This is a genomic window from Gemelliphila asaccharolytica (assembly GCF_001553005.1).
In the GTDB taxonomy this organism is placed as follows: domain Bacteria; phylum Bacillota; class Bacilli; order Staphylococcales; family Gemellaceae; genus Gemelliphila; species Gemelliphila asaccharolytica.
On sequence record NZ_KQ959860.1, the window covers coordinates 1 to 17,330 of the forward strand.

Consider the following 17,330-nt stretch of genomic DNA (forward strand, 5'->3'; position numbering starts at 1 on the left):
GTTTGTCCAGTAAAGAGGGTACATATCATTTTGATTCTTACCTCTTTTTTTTATTTTTAAAATAGTCCTAGCATATTTTGCATTAATATTGTTACTATGGTAATTGCTATCCAGCAACAAAATCCGAGTGCAATAGGTTTGCCACCAGTTTTTACTAATTTTACAATATCTGTATTTAGTCCTATCGCTGTCATTGCCATTACTATAAAGAATTTTGATAATTCTTTGAATGGTTTGAAATATTTTATATCTACTCCAAAATGAACACAAACTGTAGTTATGATACTTGCTATAACAAATAGTAAGATGAAAAATGGAAAAACACTTTTCATGCTGACTGTTCTTTCTCTATGGTGATTTTTTTTAGCTGTGTAGAATGCTAAAATTAGTGTGATAGGGATTATTGCTAATGTTCTTGTTAATTTTACTGTTACTGCTTTATCTAGTGTTTGCGTCCCTAAATTATACATATTATCCCATGTTGCAGCTGCTGCCGTAACTGATGAAGTGTCATTAACTGCTGTCCCTGCAAAAATTCCAAAAGCATCTCCATTTAAGTGTGAAAATCCTAAAAATGTTCCTAGGGTTGGAAAGATTATTGCTGCTAAAACATTGAAAAAGAATATTACTGAGATTGCTTGTGCAACTTCTTCTCCACTTGCTTCAATTACTGGTGCAGTTGCAGCTACTGCACTACCACCACATATTGATGACCCCACTCCTATTAGTGTTGAGGTTTTGCTATCCATTTTTGCAAGTTTTGCTACTATGTATGCTACTATAAGTGATGTGCATATAGTACTGATGATTATTGGTAAAGATTCTTTTCCAGTTTTTATTACTACGCTAAGATTCATTCCAAATCCGAGCAATATTACTGCATATTGTAATATTTTTTTAGCTGTAAATGTTATCCCCGGACTTAAATGATCTTTATGTGGTATGAAATGAGTTAATATCATTCCTGCTATTATTGCAATAACTGCTCCCCCAATTAATGGAAATAAATGACCTAAATAAGTACATGGCAATGCAATTATTAGACAAAGCAAAATTCCCTTATAATTTGTTTTTAAACTTGACATTGACATATTTTCCTCCTAAATTTCAAAAAGTATTTGTTTTTCTGTTACTAAAACAGGTACTCCCACTTTTCCTTGTTCTATTATATTTTCAAATTCAGTTAAGTTATCTCTTAGATATAAAAATTCTTTTAAATTTTTCATTGATTCTGTAATGTTGACTTCTCTATAAGATATATTTTTTTGTTTTAGTTTTTTTATAAATTCTTCTGTGTCGGAGCATTTATCACTAAAATAAAGTATGTTTTCTGTCATTATTTTTCTTCAAGCCACTTTTTAAAGTTTCTTATGAAACCTAAAAATGCTTCTCTCCCTTCTTTTATTTCTGTTAATAGGATATTTTCTGGCAAAGTTTTACTTTCTTTTTTGGTTACTAACATTATTATTTTTTGGTCTTTTTCGCATTTAAACATTTTTTTAGGCAACATTATTACTGCATTTAATTTCATGAAATTTTCTATATAATTTTTTATTTGTTTGTTAAAGTTTAATATTTCTTTTGGTAATACTAAAATTCCTACACCTTGTTTTTTTAAATATTTGGTAGTTTGTTCTAAAAATAGCGGGGCATTTAGTGTTTTGTTTTCATTAGAGCATAGTTTAAAGTTAAGACTGTTTTCTTCGTCAGTGTAATAACCACTTGGAGATTCAGTTATTACTAAATCATATTTTTCTTGAGTGGTATTTTTAAGAGCATCTGTATTTATAAGTGAGATTTCTTTTTCTAACAGATTAAATATATCTGCTTGTAATTTTAGAAAATCTGAGTCTATCTCTACTGAAGTTAAATCTGTTTGCCCTTCATAGTTTTCTATTAAGTCTAGGAAAAATGTCCCTCTGCCACTTGCTAGGTCTATTGCACTTATTTTTTTATTTTTGTATATTGCTTTTATTATGGCTGATATATAGATTGATATTATTTGAGGTGTAGGGGCATAGTTTTTATTATCTAATTTTTTATATGCTTTTAATGTAAGAAATAAGTATGCTTTTTTTATTTCTTCTTTTGAAAAGTTGTCTAATACAAAAAAATAATCCTTATCATTTTTTAGTTCAAGTATTTTTGCTAATGCTTGTAGATAAGAGATGTTTTTTTCTTTTGCATAGTTTTCTGTTAGTTCATCAAATTTATAAAATAATTTTTCTACATTTGTCATATTCATTCTCCATAAGATAAATTATAATACTTTTTTATTTTTTTTGCTATAAATATTTTAAAAAACCTTGACTTTTTGTGGTATTTTCCAAAAGGATTGTTTTTTTACTATCTTTTTGAAGCTACCCTTTTTTGCCAAGGTTTCATTTTATTTTTTAAAAAACTTTTTTTAAAATTTTTTCTTAATTTTCTTTTTCTTGTTTTATTTTTGCATTTATTTTTTTTCTTAATGAAGCAAAGTCTTCTTTTACTACTACTGTGTTTGCTATGTAGTCATGAAGCCCCTGTTTTTTAGTCGTTGCGACTACTGCTAAATATGGCAGTAATAATAAAGCACTTGATAGTATTCTTCCTATAAATTCTCTGTAAAAGACATCTGCTAATGTTAGTTTTTCGTCATTTATTTTTTCTACTTTTATTTTTAGTAGCATTTTGCCTATTGTTTGTGAGTATATGTAAGTCATCGTTATAAAATATATTATATATACTATTGCTACTGGTAAGCTACAGTTTAATATTGGGAAAGATTTTCCTGTGTCTAACACTCCTAATGTGACTGTGTTTAGGAGGGTTGCTAGTAAATATATTATTATTAAATCTATTAAGTATGCTACTGTTCTAGTAAAAAATCCTCCGTAAAAGTTTTTTGCTATTTGTAGATAGTCATAGATTGTTGGGTTTATATTTTCGCTTTCTTTTTGGGTTTGCTGGTTTTGTGTTTTTTCTTCGTTCATATTTCACCTATGGTAGATAACTTCTTGTTATAGTTTTATTTGCATTTGCATTTATTTCATTTACTATTGATTGTGATAGTGATTTTACAAAGCTACTTAAAATATTTTTTTTAGGATCTATTTTTTTGTATTCTATTATGGTTGGGTTTGTTAGGTTGCTTTCTTTTTTGATTTCTTCTATTAAATCTTTTTTGGTTCCTATGTTGTCTATCAATCCGTTTTCTAATGCTTGTGAAGCACTATATATTCTACCGTCAGCTAGGGATAATACTTTTTCTTTATCCATGTTTCTTCCCTTTGCTACTATGTCCACAAAACGGTTATATGTTTCTTTGTTTATTTCTTTATAGATGTCTATCGTGTCTTGTGGCATGTCTTCTGTAAGGCCTCCAACTGCTTTTTGGTTTCCTGAACGAATTATTTGATTTTTTATTCCATTATCATTTAAAAATTTTTGTGCAGATAAACTGCTCATTATTACTCCAATAGATCCTGTGATTGTTTCTGTGTTAGCATAAATTTTTTTGGCAGGTGCTGATATATAGTATCCTCCTGAGGTTGCCATTCTTTGCATTGATACATATATGTCTTTTTTACTTTCTAAAAGGCTATTGTATATTTCACTTGATTCATATACTCCTCCTCCAGGGCTGTCTACTTCTAATAAAATTGCTTTTACGTTATTATTTTCTTTAGCTTTTTTTATTTGGTTTATTACGGAGTAAGGGTCATCTTCTAGGGTCATGTTTTCACCTATTTCTCCTTTTATTTTTATTACTTGTATAGTTTCGCTGGAATTTCCTTGTTTCACTACTGATTTTTTTCCTAATACTAATGAGTTGTCTATTAATGAATAAAGGTTCTCGTCTAGTTTTTCTTCACTTTTGTTTTCTTTGTTTGAGATGCTTTTTCCAAAAGTCATTGATAATATCAAGATTATTGCTGTTGCTATTAGGGCTATTAATCTTTTTTTCTTTTCCATATTATTCTCCTTGTTTTGCAATAAATTTATTGTATTTTTTTAAAAAGGCTAAGTCACAGCTTCCTGTTGCTCCATTTCTGTGTTTTGCGACTATGACTTCTATTGTTGTTACATCTTTGTCGTCTTCTGTTTCTTCTTCTTCTTTTTTGCTATAATAGTCCTCTCTATATAAAAATGATACTATGTCGGCGTCTTGTTCTATACTTCCTGATTCTCTAAGGTCGCTCATCATCGGTCTTTTATCTTGTCTTGATTCTACACTTCTTGATAGTTGAGATAAGGCTATTACTGGGCATTCTAATTCCCTTGCCATTTGTTTTAAACTTCTTGATATTTCTGATACTTCTTGTTGTCTATTATCACTTCTTCTAGATCCTTGCAGAAGTTGAAGATAGTCTATTATAACTAAGTCTAATCCTTGTTCTTTTTGTAAGATTTTACATTTTGCTTTTACTTCATTTACTTTTATAAAGGGACTGTCATCTATATATATTTTTTTTGTATTTAAAAAGCTCATTGCTACTTCTAGGCTTTCCATATCTTCTTTTGTCATTTTCCCGTCACGAAGTTTTTTTGAGTCTATCATTCCTTCACTGCATAGCATACGGGTTACTATTTGCTCTGCACCCATTTCTAGTGAGAATAGTGCTACTGTTTTTTTTTCTTCTTCTTTTTTACTTCTTCCTGCTACATTTAGAGCTATATTTAAAGCAAATGCTGTTTTCCCCATTGATGGTCTTGCTGCTAGTATTATTAAATCTCCTTTGGAAAATCCACTAAGTAAGCCGTCTAGACTCGAGAAACCTGTGCTGATTGCGATGTTTTTTCCTTCTCCTGACATTTTTGCTATTATTTCGTCAAATACTTCTCTTGTTACATCTTGTATTTCTTTGAAATTATTTGTTTTTGCTCTCTCTGTTGCTTTTTCTATTTGGAGCATGACAAATGATACTATGTCATCTAGTTCTACCATACCATCATTCATTTTTTTCATGCTGTCTGTTAGTATTGCTTTTACTTCTCTTTTTATAGAGTTTTTTCTTACTATGTTGGCATAGTGAACAACATTTTTTGAAGTTGGTGTTATTTCATAAACTTCTACTATATAAAGTGACGCATCTGTGCTTTTAAATGCCCCTTTGTTGTATACTTCACTAAATATTGTTGCATGGTCAATTTCTATATTTTCATTATTTAGTTTTATTATTGCTCTGTATAGTTCTTTATTTCTTTCATCAAAAAAGTCGTCTTCTTCTAATATTGCTCTTATGATGTCAATTTTTTCACTATCAAGCATTAATGCTCCTAGTACGCCTTGTTCTGCTTGGAGTGCCGCTTCATATTCGTTATTTTTCATAAGTCTCCTTTAGTTATTTTTCTACTAAATGTACTTTTATTGTTCCTTCTACTGTGCTATGTAATTTTACTTTTACATTAGTGTATCCTAACGCTTGTATAGCATGAGGTAAGATTATTTTTTTCTTTTCGATTTTTAGTCCGTGTTGTTTTTTTAATTCTTCTACAATTTGTTTTGAAGATACAGAACCAAATAATCGTCCCCCTTCTCCTGCTTTTACTGGGATTTTTATTTCTTTATCTTTTAACTCTTTTACTAGCATTTTTGCTTCTTCTATTTCTTTTTGTCTATCTTTTTCTTTTCTTTTTTGCTTTCCTTCTAATGCTTTCATATTGGCATTATTTGCTGGTAAGGCTTTGTTATTTGTTATTAAAAAGTTTGCAAACCCGTCTTTTATTTCTTTTACTTCTCCTTTTTTACCTTTTCCTTTTACGTCTGCTATAAAGATTACTTTCATTTTTTTCTCTCTCCTTTATTTTTCGTCTACTATATCATTTATTGCTAAGGTTAAGTCTTCTCTTACTTTTTCTATATTCTGTTCTTCTATTTGGGTTGCTGCATTTGCTAAATGCCCTCCTCCTCCTAGTCTTTCCATTATCATTTGGACATTTATATTTCCTAAACTTCTTGCTGATATTCCTATTTTTTCTGAATCTAATTTTCCTATTACAAAACTTGCTTCTACATCTTTTATTGTTATTAGGGCATCTGCACATTGTGCTAACATTACATTTGTGTAATATTTATCACTTGGAGCTAGAGATACTAAGATATTTTCTTTTATTTTTTTTGCTAAACTTATTATTTCTGTTCTATTTATAAAGTTTTCTAATGGTTCTTTTAAGATTGTTTTTACTCTTATTGGGTCTGCTCCATTACTTCTAAGGTAGGCCGCAGCGTCAAATGTTCTAGACCCTGTCCTTGTTGCGAAGTTTTGAGAGTCTACTACTATTCCTCCTAAAATTATTGTAGATGAGGTGTTATTAATACTTTTTCCTCTTGCTTCATATTCTAATAATTCTGATATTAATTCTGATGCTGATGAAGCGTAGGGTTCTATGTATGTAAGTAGTGGATTTGCTATTATATTTTCTCCTCGCCTATGATGGTCTATTACTATTTTTTTGGTTGCTTTGTTTAAAAGTGCTACGTCTAATACTCGTTCTGAATCTGATGTATCTACTATTACTAATGATGTTTGAGGGGTCATATAGCTCCATGCTGTGTCGCTATCTATAAATACTCCGTCAAAATGGTCATCTTTTTCTACTTCATTCATTATTTTTGTTATAGTTTCGTCTTTGTCACTATCATTTAAAACTATATAACATTCTCTATTGTTTAAACGAGCAAATTCATAAATTCCTACACAACCTCCTAAAGCGTCAAAGTCGGGTTTAGTGTGTCCCATTACCATAACTTTATCACTTTCTTTTACTATATCAGATAGGGCGTTTGAAATTACTCTTGCTTTTATTCTTGTTCTTTTTTCTTGAGGATTTGTTTTTCCTCCATAAAGTCTGATTGTTCCGTCTACTTCTTTTATTGCTACTTGGTCGCCTCCTCTTCCTAAGCACAGGTCTAGAGCCGTTTTTGCTAACTCTCCTAATTCAGGTAAAAAGTCAGTTCCGCTTCCTACTCCTACACTTATCGTCACTTGAGCACCAAATTCTTCTTTTAATTTTCTTATATCGTCTTGAATAGAGAATTTATCTTTTTCTATTTCTTGTAAATCTTTAACATTTAAAAGTCCGATAAATCTATCTTCATCCATTCTTTTTAGATATATTCCATTTTGTTTTGCAAAACCTGTAAGTAGACTGGTTATTTTTGAATCTAACCTTGTCGCTTCTTCGTCTTTTAATGAATCATAGACATCTTCTTGATTATCTATATTTATCGCCATAACACAAGGTCTAGTATCTTTAAATCTTTGCATAACAAGTTTTGTTTCTGTTATGTCAAAAAAGTAGATATATCCAGTATCTTTTTGATAATTTACTTTATAATATTTCTCTTCGATATGAAACTGGTTGTCTACTGTGTCTTCTTCTGTAAATAGAGATTTTATCTCTGGTACTACGTCGGTTACATTTTCCCCTATTACATATTCCATATCCAAATGTTTATAGATATAATTATTTACCCATTCAATATTTTTTTTGTTATCTACAATTATTATTCCTATTGGGTATTTATTAAGACCTTTTTCAGCAGAATCTTTTATTTTAAAGGTAAGCTCTTCTACATATTTTTTATTAATTTTTTCTACTTTTCTTCCATATAGATAGATAGGCAGTGTTAAAAATATTATTACTAATAAATAGACAAATAAACTATATATATCAAAATATAAGATAAAAATACCACCTACAAAAAGAATTAAAATGGTAATTATTAAGTAAATTTTTCCTTTTTTATACATTACTTACCTCCCATATAGTCGCTATACTTTCTTCTAAGTGAAAAAATACTATCTACTATTCCTATAACTTCAAATAAAAAATTGAGTATAAAAACAGCAGCTAATAATAATATTTTTTCTAAAATAGATACATTTTTTTTATTTTGATGCATAAAGTAAACAAATGTAAAGATTCCATTAAAAACAAAAATCCATTTGAAAATAGTTAAAAAGTTTACCAGTATCAAAACTACCACATTATAATCATTATCAATATTTAATTGAATTAGATATGTTATAAATGAAAGTAGTAAATAAAGGGTTGCATAACTTTTTTTTACAGTTATTAATCTCAGGCTACCGAATACTGGTATAATCGCTTTTTCTTTTGCTAAAGAACTTATTGTATATTGGACTAAAATTACAGTATATATAAAAGAGAATGAAAAAATTATGCTTGGAAAAGTCTGCTTTAGTTGCTCAAAACTTTGTTTTAATATTTCTGCATCCATGCTCTTTTGCACAAATTCATTCATTACATAGTTATTTATATAATCTCCCGCTCCTTGAGGAGTTATATTTAAATAACCTGTTTTTAATAATGTAATAAAAAATATACTGCTTACTAAAAATAAAAATGCAGTTATACAAAGAATAATCGTTACTTTAGATATTCTATTTATTATTAATAAATATATCATAAGTGCTATTATGATATGCACCGCATTAAATGCCGTCTGCATAATGTTTGAGGTGAAATATGATATTAATATCCCCCCCAAACTTAGTGGAATAAATATCTTAAACCCTCCATCTGCAAGAGAGAACAAGATAAAAAATACCGAAAAAAATCCCGATATATACCAAAAATCAAATCTTATTCCAAAGTAAGTTAATAGTAAATAAATAATACTATAAATCCATATTTTTTCTTTACTTGGTTTTTCTATAAATATTTCCTTACTTAAAAGCAAATCATTAATTGCTTTTTCAATATTAGAAACTTCTTTATTCAATATTAGTTTCTCCTTAAAATTAAAAAGTTATCCTTACTAAAATTTGTAAGTTTTGTATTATTTGTTTTTATTTTAATAATTTTTTCTAATTAAATATAATATAACTATTATATTATACCTTATTAGCATTTTTTTTGCTAGAGTTTGACTGCTTTACCTCTTTTAAAAAAATTGTTTAGCTTACTTTTGTTAATATAAATTTCTTTCTTTACACTTTTTTTCTTTTATATTAAAAAAAAGATATATAAAAGTTTTAATTTAATCTGCTTTTACATATCTTTTTCTTTTTATTCTTTTTTATCTTTTTGGTATATTTCTACTGTCCAGCCTTTAATTTGGCCATTTTCATCTCTAACTCCTTTGACAGCATACTCTGTATATTTATTAGTTTCCCTCACAAGTCTTTCCATTTCTTTTTTTCCATATTCGTGGGCTTGTGCTTGAGTGTCAAAAACTTCACTGTTTTTTACATTATTTGTTTTTTCTTCTGTATTTTCTTTGTGATTTTCTTTAGTATTTTCGTTTTTTTTATCTGATTCATTTTTTTCAGTTATAACTTGAGTATAGCCTGATTTTTTTGATTTTGTCGTTTTACTGTTATCTTTATCTTCTTTTTTATTATCTTTATCTTCTTTTTTTGTTTCGGTTGTTTCTGATGAAGAGTGTTTTTTAGGTTTTTTATCAACAGATGTAAAATGTAAAATCAATATTACAACTAATGAAAATACTATTACTCCTGCTGCTGTAGACATTAATATTCTTAAAAGTTTATCTTGCCGTTTCATCATTTATCACTCCTTTAGTTATATATTATACCATTTATTTATGAATTGTATAGTAAATTTTTATATCTCTCTTTTATATCAGCTATGATGGTGTATCCTTTACTTTTTGAAATATTCAAATCTTTAAATATTTCTTTTTTTTCTTTTCCTTTTTCTAACATTTTTATTATCTCTATTTCTCTTTTATTAAATGTTTTTGCTAAAGATTCTCTTATTTCTATTTCTTGTATTTCTTTTGTTTTGACGCTAAATATTTTAGTGTTTTCTATCTCTTCTATATAGGATATTTTTCTTCTATTTCTTCTTCTTAGTTCATCAATTATTTTTCTTTTCATCGTTATGTAGCTAAATCTTTGAAAATCTTTTTCTGCTATATCATTATTTTTTAGTATTAAATAACTTACTAGAAGCCCTTCTAAGCAAAAGCTGTAAAATTCATCATAGTCTTTATGTCTTATATTACATTTATACATTGCCAAGTTTATTTTGTCTTTGTTTTCTTTTACTATTTTATTAAATTCTTCTTCTTGTTCTTTTGTTAAATTAAAATTCATACCATCCTCCTTGAGTCTATTTTATAGTTTTTTTTGAATGTTTGATATGAATTTTGAAAGGTCTAGTTCTTATTAGCTTTTTTAACTTTTTTTTGAGATACTATTACTCCTATAAATAAGATTATCATTCCTAATAATTCTTTTGTTGTTAGTGTTTCTTTTAGTATTATTACTCCCCCTATCGCTCCGAATAGTGACTCTAGGCTTAATATTAGTGAAGCAGTGTGAGCTTCTACTTCTCTTTGACCTATTATTTGAAGTGTGAAAGCTACCCCGCTACACAATACTCCCAAAGCTAGAAGTTCATTTATTACTGCTAAAATGTCTTGCAAGTTTATACCTTCGTAAAAATATCCTATTGCTAAGCTCAGTATTCCTACTACTAAAAATTGCCCTATAGATAAAAGCATAGAATTTATTCTTATTGTCGCAAATGAAATTATTAATATGTGTACTGCGAATAAAAATGCACTTATTAGTATTAATAAATCTCCATATCCTAAAGTGAAATCGTCTTTTATTGATAATAAATACAAACCTATAACTGACATTATTAATCCTATTAGGAAAAATTTATTTAATTTTTGCCCTAAAAATATTCCTATTAGTGGAACTATACAAATATACATAACTGAGATAAATCCTGCTTTACTTGCTGTAGTGTAAGCCATTCCCATTTGTTGCACGCTCATTGCAAAAAACAAAGCTACCCCACATATAAGTGGTAATATTATATTTTTATATTTTATTTTTTTAAAATTGTGTTTTGGATTTTGACTTTTATAAAGCGATGGAAGAGCTAAAGATATTAATATTAAAAAAATTACTGCTATGATAGCTCTTATTCCTACGGTGGTGTAAGGGCCTAAACTTTTACTGGCTACATTTTGCCAAACAAATCCAAGTCCCCAAATTATTGTTACTAATAAAAGTAAAATTTGTGATATTAACTTTCTCATTTTCCCCCTCCAGTGTTTTTTTATAATAAGAAAATTTCCATTATTTCCAAGGAATTATATTTTCTTTTTTCATTTTATAGTGAAAAATCTTCTTACTTTGTACTGGCTTACTTTTTTAAAAAATTTTTTTTTAAAGTTAACTGCCACGGTGAAAGTTTAAAAATTATTTGTTTTTTCTCTTTTAAATTGCGAATTTTCGCCTCTATTTTTTTATTTTTCAATGGATATTATAACACTTTTGATTAAGTTTAGCTATTATAATAAAAATATCTATGTATAAAATATTATTTTAATTTTTTTTACTATTTTTTGTTTTTCAAAGAAAAAAAAGACCTCATTTTTTTAGATTCTTTTGGTCTAATTTTAGAGGTCAATTTAAATAATATTTTCTTTTTAGGTAACTAAATTATTTTTTTCTGATAAGTTTAAAGAAACTTGATTTTTTCCCATAGTGAAGTGTGGCATTTCTAAATACTCTAATAGAAATAAAGGCTATTATTACTGTCGCTATTAATAAGATAAGATATGATATTATTAATTCGGCAAAATTTATATCTATAATAGCAAAGCGTGTTGGCATAACAAAATATGATGTTAATGGGAATAATGATAATATTTCTGATAATTTGCTTTTCCCTGGATTGTTAATTACTGTTATGTTTAGGAAGAATGCTATTATAAATATTATCATTGGCAAAGTGATTACTGTATTTATTTCTTCTAGTTTGCTTACTAGGGATGCACATGATGCAAATAAAAACATTAGCATTATAAATCCTGTAAGTGAGAATATTAACCAAACTAATAAAATTTTTGTATCTATAGTATATAGCATCATTTTTAATCCTTCAGCGTAGTTTTTTGCATTTATTTTTAATCCTACAAGCAAGGATAATATTATTAACAAAATTTCCATTATTGCAACTGAGGAGTATGCTAATACTTTTCCTACTATTAAAATTTTAGGTTTTACTGTTACTATTAATAGTTCCATAGCTCTATTGGTTTTTTCTCTGGCTACGTTTGTTGCTAAAATACTACCAAACATGATGACTGTCATATACATGATAAAACTTCCTGCATAGATAAATCCGCTCATAAATGCTCGTTTTTCTAAACTTCCAGAGTCTACCGATATTTCTTCTATTTTTGGCATATTATTTTCTATTGTTTTTATATCGTTATAGTTCAAACCTTTTTGGGAGAAGTAATAGTTTTTTAGTTGGTATTCAAATACTTTTTTATATTCATTTTCTCCATTTATTAGCGATGCTGATTTTGATAGGTATTGCCATTTATCTTTTTCTATTACTACCGCTTCTTTTATTTTTTCGTTTTTAATATCTTCTTCTAACTTACTTTTGTCTTGATATTCTTTTGCTTCTTTTAAGGCACCTTTATCAAATTTTATATTTTGGTCTTTTATTAAATATGCACTTTTAGAAAAATTAGGATTAGAGTCTGATGAAAATAGTTTTGCCACTGCTCCATTCCCGCTTCCTATATTAGGAATAAATGTTACCGTGAATGCTATAATTATGTATATAAGCATCATAATAATTGTTGATTTTCTTTTTGCAAATTCTTTTAATTCAAATGAAAAGACGGTAAATAGTTTACTCATTATTTTCACCTACCGTTTCTATAAATATTTTTTCTAAACTAGGTTTGAAAAGGGTAAATTCTTCAATGTCAAGGTTTTCTTTTTCTAAGTATTTTAATAATTCTCTTTTTTCACTTTTATCTTCAAATTTAAGTAATACTCCTTCTTTTTCTAATGAATATTCTATATTTAAAGGAGTTTTTTCTAATTGTTCTTTTAATTTTTCATCTTCTATGTTTGCAACCTTTAAAATCATTTTTTTATGACTACGTTCTTTTTTTATTTCGTCAAGTCTGCCACTTAAAAGGATTTTCCCTTTTTCTAAAATATTTATATTTTCACAGAAATCTTCTACTACTGGCATTTGGTGTGATGAAAATATTACAAGTTTGCCTCTTTTTACGAAATCTTGTATTATTTCTTTTAATTTTCCTACATTTATTGGGTCTAGCCCGCTGAATGGTTCGTCTAAAATTAATATATCAGGATCGTTTATTACTGCTTGAATTATTTGAATTTTTTGAGCATTTCCTTTAGATAAAGTTTTTAATTTTTTTTTGCTTTCTTTTATGTCAAAAAATTTTAAATATTTTTTTGCACTTTCTATTGCTTCTTTTTTGCTCATTCCTTTTAACCGTCCAAAATAGGAGAGTTGAGTTACTAATCCAACTCCGTCGTACATTCCTCTTTCTTCTGGTAAGTATCCTATCTTGATTTTTGTTAAATCTATTTTTTCTCCATCTAACAAAATATCTCCTTTATCTTGTTTAAATATATTTAATAGTAGTCTAAAACTTGTAGTTTTCCCGCTTCCATTTCGTCCAAGGTAAGCATTTAGCTTCCCACTTTCAGCTTTAAAGCTTACTCCTTTTAGCACTTCTTTATCTTGAAAACTTTTATAAACATTTTTAAATTCTAAAAGCATATATTTCTCCTTTCATTAATTTTTTCTCTATTATATAATTAAATAATTATTTTTACAATAATATTTTAGTTTTAAATATTTTGGTTCTATAAATTTATTGTAAATTATTATTTTAGAATTTAAATTTTTTCTTTACTTTTATCTTTGTCTACTGAGGATTTATCATAAAAAAATATTCAAGCTAATTATTAAAGCTTGAATACTTTTAAATTTATTTTTATTTGGCTATATCATATATTTTAGCATCTATTAAATCTACTAAAATTTTTGGTTCTATTTCTATTTGGTTTCCTACTTTTCCTGCTGAAACAATTATTTTTTCTACATCTAAGCATTTTTTATCTACTATTGTTGGGAAAACTTTTTTCATACAAAAAGGAGAACATCCTCCTTTTATATATCCTGTAACTTTTGTTAAGTCTTTTAAAGGACTCATAGTTAAGGATTTTACGCCAAAATTTTTAGCTAATTTTTTAAAGTCAATACTGTCTTCACTCATTAGTACCGCTACAAAATAATTTCCTTTTAAATCTGTTGTTAAAATAGTTTTAAAGATTTGTTTTGGATTTTTTTTAATTATTTCTGCTACCCCTACTCCTGTTTTTGCTTCTTTGCCTTTTGGATCAAAGGAGTAGTGCGTGTAACTGGCATTATGTTCATCTAAAAGTCGCATTGCATTAGTTTTTATCTCTTTTTTTTTCATATTTCTCCTTACTATATCTAAAAACATAAATGTTAAATATGCTATATGTTAGTATATAAATCAAAAAGTCTATTATTATTTTTGCTATAACTATATTTATATTAGATACTAAAAATAATAGATATATCACCATCAGCGAAATAAATGTTTTTAAAAATGTTAATACTATATATCTTGGCAAAGTATTTTTTTTCTGTTTTCTTTCTTTTTTATTGATGTAAAAGTGAATAAAACTTCCTATTATTCTTGCTAAAAAGGTGCTTATAAATAAACTTGCCCCTTCTTCTCCTATCCCTAAAAATAAAGATACTATGAATAATATCCTAAATAGGTTTATATCTACTAGGTAGCTTAAAAAACTTATTTTAGAGTAACTGTAAAAGTCTTCTAGGATTACATTTATTTTTTTTATTTCTTCTAAGTAGTTTTTTTTCTTTTCTTTTATATTGTCTAAAAATACTTCTTCTACTGGTAAATTGTTTTTTACTATGTTTACTAGCATTCTTTGGTAAAAATAGTTGTCTTTTTTTATATCTATTGCTATAGGTGTGTGTTTGATAGGCATAAATATTATGTCTTTGTCTATGCTTTTTATTTTTTTTAAGTGAAAGAAATTAAATATATATGTTTTTATATTGTCTAAAATAGTAATGTCGCTTGTTTTTGATACTAATATTACTTGTTCTTTTTCTTCATTTACTATTTCTGTGATGTCTGCTATAGAGGTAGTAGCATCTGATAGAAAAATTACATTTGTGAAATTTTTTTGATAGTTTTTTGTTATTATTGTATTGACTGCTATTTTAAATGCCAAGGCGTCATTCATTTCTTTGGCTAATTTTTCTATTTTGATTTCCTGGCTTTTGCTAAGAATATTAATGTTATATTTGTCTTCTATAGATCTTTCATTTATGCTTTTTTCTAGCAATAGTAAGATATAATATCCTTGCTGTATTAAACTATCTGTATATTCTATTAAGTTGTTAGTATTTTTTACTTTTAATATTATTAGAGTGTTATTTTGTGCTATCTTTTCCATTGTAATATTTTACCAGTTCAAATAAATAATTTCTTACATCTTCTTGAGAACCTTTTTCTAATAGTTCTTTGAATTTTTCTAATTTTTCGTTTAATTTATCTTCGTCTATGTCTAAAGTTGTGTTTTTAAATATCATTTTATTAGCTGTTTTTTCGCTGTTTTCATAGTCTAACACAAGTTCTTCATACATTTTTTCTCCAGGTCTTAATCCTATTTCTTTTATATCTATGTCTTTATATGGTGTAAATCCTGATAGTTTTATTAAGTTTAGGGCTAAGTCCATTATTTTTACAGGTTCTCCCATGTCTAATAAGAATATTTCTCCACTTTTTGCATAGTATCCTGCCTGAAGTACCAGTTGTGCTGCTTCTGGGATTGTCATAAAGTATCTTATTATATTTTTATGAGTTAATGTTAGGGGACCGCCTTTTTTTATTTGTTCTTTAAAGATTGGTATTACTGATCCACTAGATCCTAAGACATTTCCAAAGCGTACTGCTGCAAATTTTGTTTTGTATTTGTCTTTTTTAGATTGTAGTATTATCTCTGTTAATCTTTTTGAAGCTCCCATTGCATTTGTTGGATTTACTGCTTTATCTGTTGATATCATTATGAATCGTTCAACGCCTTTTTCTATAGATACTTCCATGACATTTTTTGTTCCAAAGACATTATTTTTTATTGCTTCTTTTGGTCTTCTTTCCATTAGTGGCACGTGTTTATGCGCTGCTGCGTGGAAAACTACATCTGGTTTATATTCATCAAATAGGTGTCTTAGTGCTTCTTTATCTCTTATACTTACTATTTCTGAAATATATTTTACGTCTTTATATTCTTCTTCTTCACTTCTTTTAAAGTCAAAATCTCTTTCTAGCATATATAATGAGTTTTCGTTGACGTCCATTAAGACTAAATTTTTAGGTTTAAAGGTGAATACTTCTCTTGCTATCTGGCTTCCTATTGAGCCTCCTGCTCCCGTTATTAGAATATTTTTACCTTTTATATAAGATTTTATTTCGTCTTTTTTGAGTTTTATTTCTCCTCTTCCTAATAAGTCTTCTATTGATACGTCATTTATGTGTTTTGTTATATTTTTTTCATCAAGTAGTGCTAAACCTGGATTCATTATTTTCACTTGTACGTTTGAGCAGTTTCTTAATATTTCTAATATTCTATTTTTATCATATTGTGATATTGAAGGTATTGCTAAAAATACCATTTCTACACCATATTTTTCTATTATTTCTTTTAGGTCTTCTGTTGTTCCTAAAACTCTAAGCCCACTTATTGTTGTGTTAGTTCTTTTGTCATCTACTAGCCCAACAAGGTTAGCTTTAAAGCGATTGTTTTTGTTAAGTTCTTTTAGAAGTAAATATCCTGCATCTCCTGCTCCAATTATTAGGGTGTTTTTGTAGCCCATTCTATTTCTTTTTAATTTGGATGTTTCTTGAATTGCTCTGTATAGTATTCTGACAAACATCATTCCTGCAATTATGCTCATTGGGGCAAAAAGTGAAAATCTTAAGTTTGAAAATGTTCTTGGAAATAAAAAGTCATATATGATTATACAAATAAAGTTTGAAATAATGACTGAAAGACAAATATTTATTATTTCTTTTACTCCTAAGTATGACCATAATGCTCTATTTATTTTTGCTATTTTGAATGCTATAAAATATATTACTACTGATATTAGTATGAAATATATTAATTTATCTCCATAATATGCTATCATATGTGGAATATACATTGACCTGTCTAAAAACATAGCTATCATTGTGGATAGTGCTACTATTAACATATCTATTAGCATTATTATTTCAAATCTGTAATTTAGGTAAATTTTTGAATTATATACTTTTTCCATAACTTCTCCGTTCCTTTTATACTTAATTTTATCACGAAAAATCTAGCTTTACAAATCTATCTTTTTTTGTTTTTACAAATTTTTTAAAAATATAATTTCTTGAAAAATATAAAAAAGAACCTTAATTCTTGAAGATATTAAGGTTCTTTTGAACTTAGATTGGA

Annotated in this window: 17 protein-coding genes; all 17 read right to left on the minus strand. The window is 27.3% G+C overall.

What is annotated here, in order from left to right:
• Positions 1 to 56: 56 nt before the first annotated feature.
• A complete protein-coding gene (locus HMPREF1871_RS01240) occupies positions 57 to 1,091 on the minus strand; it encodes a YeiH family protein (RefSeq protein ID WP_232297340.1) in 1,035 nt (344 codons plus the stop codon).
• Positions 1,092 to 1,100: 9 nt separating this feature from the next.
• Entirely contained in the window at positions 1,101 to 1,337 is a 237-nt protein-coding gene (locus tag HMPREF1871_RS01245; protein ID WP_066128947.1) for a hypothetical protein, read from the minus strand.
• A complete protein-coding gene (locus tag HMPREF1871_RS01250) occupies positions 1,337 to 2,239 on the minus strand; it encodes an N-6 DNA methylase (RefSeq protein WP_066128950.1) in 903 nt (300 codons plus the stop codon). Before HMPREF1871_RS01250 ends, HMPREF1871_RS01245 begins: the two co-directional genes overlap by 1 nt.
• Before the next feature lie 181 nt (positions 2,240 to 2,420).
• Complete coding sequence (locus HMPREF1871_RS01255; protein WP_066128952.1) at positions 2,421 to 2,972, minus strand: RDD family protein; 552 nt, start codon at positions 2,970 to 2,972, stop codon at positions 2,421 to 2,423.
• Positions 2,973 to 2,979: 7 nt separating this feature from the next.
• Positions 2,980 to 3,954 carry a signal peptide peptidase SppA gene (gene sppA / locus HMPREF1871_RS01260; RefSeq protein WP_066128955.1) on the minus strand — a complete coding sequence of 325 codons (975 nt, stop codon included), beginning with the start codon at positions 3,952 to 3,954 and terminating at the stop codon, positions 2,980 to 2,982.
• 1 nt (position 3,955) lies between these two features.
• On the minus strand, positions 3,956 to 5,311 hold the full coding sequence (gene dnaB / locus HMPREF1871_RS01265) for a replicative DNA helicase (RefSeq protein WP_066128957.1): 1,356 nt from the start codon (positions 5,309 to 5,311) through the stop codon (positions 3,956 to 3,958).
• Positions 5,312 to 5,324: 13 nt separating this feature from the next.
• The gene (gene rplI, locus HMPREF1871_RS01270) at positions 5,325 to 5,768 is read right to left on the minus strand and encodes a 50S ribosomal protein L9 (protein ID WP_066128959.1); all 444 of its coding nucleotides are present in this window, start codon (positions 5,766 to 5,768) and stop codon (positions 5,325 to 5,327) included.
• 15 nt (positions 5,769 to 5,783) lie between these two features.
• Positions 5,784 to 7,736 carry a DHH family phosphoesterase gene (locus tag HMPREF1871_RS01275; protein ID WP_066128962.1) on the minus strand — a complete coding sequence of 651 codons (1,953 nt, stop codon included), beginning with the start codon at positions 7,734 to 7,736 and terminating at the stop codon, positions 5,784 to 5,786.
• Positions 7,736 to 8,731 (minus strand): YybS family protein, encoded by a 996-nt coding sequence (locus HMPREF1871_RS01280; protein WP_066128965.1) that lies wholly within the window; start codon positions 8,729 to 8,731, stop codon positions 7,736 to 7,738. Before HMPREF1871_RS01280 ends, HMPREF1871_RS01275 begins: the two co-directional genes overlap by 1 nt.
• 287 nt (positions 8,732 to 9,018) lie before the next feature.
• Positions 9,019 to 9,519 (minus strand): hypothetical protein, encoded by a 501-nt coding sequence (locus tag HMPREF1871_RS01285; protein WP_066128967.1) that lies wholly within the window; start codon positions 9,517 to 9,519, stop codon positions 9,019 to 9,021.
• Between the two features lie 35 nt (positions 9,520 to 9,554).
• Positions 9,555 to 10,070: a sigma-70 RNA polymerase sigma factor region 4 domain-containing protein gene (locus tag HMPREF1871_RS01290; protein WP_066128970.1), complete on the minus strand. Its 516-nt coding sequence runs from the start codon at positions 10,068 to 10,070 to the stop codon at positions 9,555 to 9,557.
• A gap of 62 nt (positions 10,071 to 10,132) precedes the next feature.
• On the minus strand, positions 10,133 to 11,029 hold the full coding sequence (locus HMPREF1871_RS01295; RefSeq protein WP_066128972.1) for a DMT family transporter: 897 nt from the start codon (positions 11,027 to 11,029) through the stop codon (positions 10,133 to 10,135).
• A gap of 406 nt (positions 11,030 to 11,435) precedes the next feature.
• A complete protein-coding gene (locus HMPREF1871_RS01300; RefSeq protein ID WP_066128976.1) occupies positions 11,436 to 12,653 on the minus strand; it encodes an ABC transporter permease in 1,218 nt (405 codons plus the stop codon).
• Positions 12,646 to 13,557: an ABC transporter ATP-binding protein gene (locus HMPREF1871_RS01305; RefSeq protein WP_066128979.1), complete on the minus strand. Its 912-nt coding sequence runs from the start codon at positions 13,555 to 13,557 to the stop codon at positions 12,646 to 12,648. Before HMPREF1871_RS01305 ends, HMPREF1871_RS01300 begins: the two co-directional genes overlap by 8 nt.
• Before the next feature lie 217 nt (positions 13,558 to 13,774).
• Entirely contained in the window at positions 13,775 to 14,260 is a 486-nt protein-coding gene (locus tag HMPREF1871_RS01310; protein WP_066128980.1) for an aminoacyl-tRNA deacylase, read from the minus strand.
• The gene (locus HMPREF1871_RS01315) at positions 14,235 to 15,299 is read right to left on the minus strand and encodes a hypothetical protein (protein WP_066128983.1); all 1,065 of its coding nucleotides are present in this window, start codon (positions 15,297 to 15,299) and stop codon (positions 14,235 to 14,237) included. Before HMPREF1871_RS01315 ends, HMPREF1871_RS01310 begins: the two co-directional genes overlap by 26 nt.
• Positions 15,277 to 17,166, minus strand: coding sequence for a polysaccharide biosynthesis protein (locus HMPREF1871_RS01320; RefSeq protein WP_066128985.1), 1,890 nt, complete (start codon positions 17,164 to 17,166; stop codon positions 15,277 to 15,279). The genes HMPREF1871_RS01315 and HMPREF1871_RS01320 overlap by 23 nt, the downstream gene beginning before the upstream one ends.
• Between the last annotated feature and the right edge of the window lie 164 nt (positions 17,167 to 17,330).

What these genes read in the sequence shown, in the direction of transcription:
- HMPREF1871_RS01240 (WP_232297340.1), bottom strand. Translation starts at nt 1,091, where the DNA reads ATGTCAATGTCAAGTTTAAAAACAAATTATAAGGGAATTTTGCTTTGT.
- HMPREF1871_RS01245 (WP_066128947.1), bottom strand. Translation starts at nt 1,337, where the DNA reads ATGACAGAAAACATACTTTATTTTAGTGATAAATGCTCCGACACAGAA.
- HMPREF1871_RS01250 (WP_066128950.1), bottom strand. Translation starts at nt 2,239, where the DNA reads ATGACAAATGTAGAAAAATTATTTTATAAATTTGATGAACTAACAGAA.
- HMPREF1871_RS01255 (WP_066128952.1), bottom strand. Translation starts at nt 2,972, where the DNA reads ATGAACGAAGAAAAAACACAAAACCAGCAAACCCAAAAAGAAAGCGAA.
- sppA (WP_066128955.1), bottom strand. Translation starts at nt 3,954, where the DNA reads ATGGAAAAGAAAAAAAGATTAATAGCCCTAATAGCAACAGCAATAATC.
- dnaB (WP_066128957.1), bottom strand. Translation starts at nt 5,311, where the DNA reads ATGAAAAATAACGAATATGAAGCGGCACTCCAAGCAGAACAAGGCGTA.
- rplI (WP_066128959.1), bottom strand. Translation starts at nt 5,768, where the DNA reads ATGAAAGTAATCTTTATAGCAGACGTAAAAGGAAAAGGTAAAAAAGGA.
- HMPREF1871_RS01275 (WP_066128962.1), bottom strand. Translation starts at nt 7,736, where the DNA reads ATGTATAAAAAAGGAAAAATTTACTTAATAATTACCATTTTAATTCTT.
- HMPREF1871_RS01285 (WP_066128967.1), bottom strand. Translation starts at nt 9,519, where the DNA reads ATGATGAAACGGCAAGATAAACTTTTAAGAATATTAATGTCTACAGCA.
- HMPREF1871_RS01290 (WP_066128970.1), bottom strand. Translation starts at nt 10,070, where the DNA reads ATGAATTTTAATTTAACAAAAGAACAAGAAGAAGAATTTAATAAAATA.
- HMPREF1871_RS01295 (WP_066128972.1), bottom strand. Translation starts at nt 11,029, where the DNA reads ATGAGAAAGTTAATATCACAAATTTTACTTTTATTAGTAACAATAATT.
- HMPREF1871_RS01300 (WP_066128976.1), bottom strand. Translation starts at nt 12,653, where the DNA reads ATGAGTAAACTATTTACCGTCTTTTCATTTGAATTAAAAGAATTTGCA.
- HMPREF1871_RS01305 (WP_066128979.1), bottom strand. Translation starts at nt 13,557, where the DNA reads ATGCTTTTAGAATTTAAAAATGTTTATAAAAGTTTTCAAGATAAAGAA.
- HMPREF1871_RS01310 (WP_066128980.1), bottom strand. Translation starts at nt 14,260, where the DNA reads ATGAAAAAAAAAGAGATAAAAACTAATGCAATGCGACTTTTAGATGAA.
- HMPREF1871_RS01315 (WP_066128983.1), bottom strand. Translation starts at nt 15,299, where the DNA reads ATGGAAAAGATAGCACAAAATAACACTCTAATAATATTAAAAGTAAAA.
- HMPREF1871_RS01320 (WP_066128985.1), bottom strand. Translation starts at nt 17,166, where the DNA reads ATGGAAAAAGTATATAATTCAAAAATTTACCTAAATTACAGATTTGAA.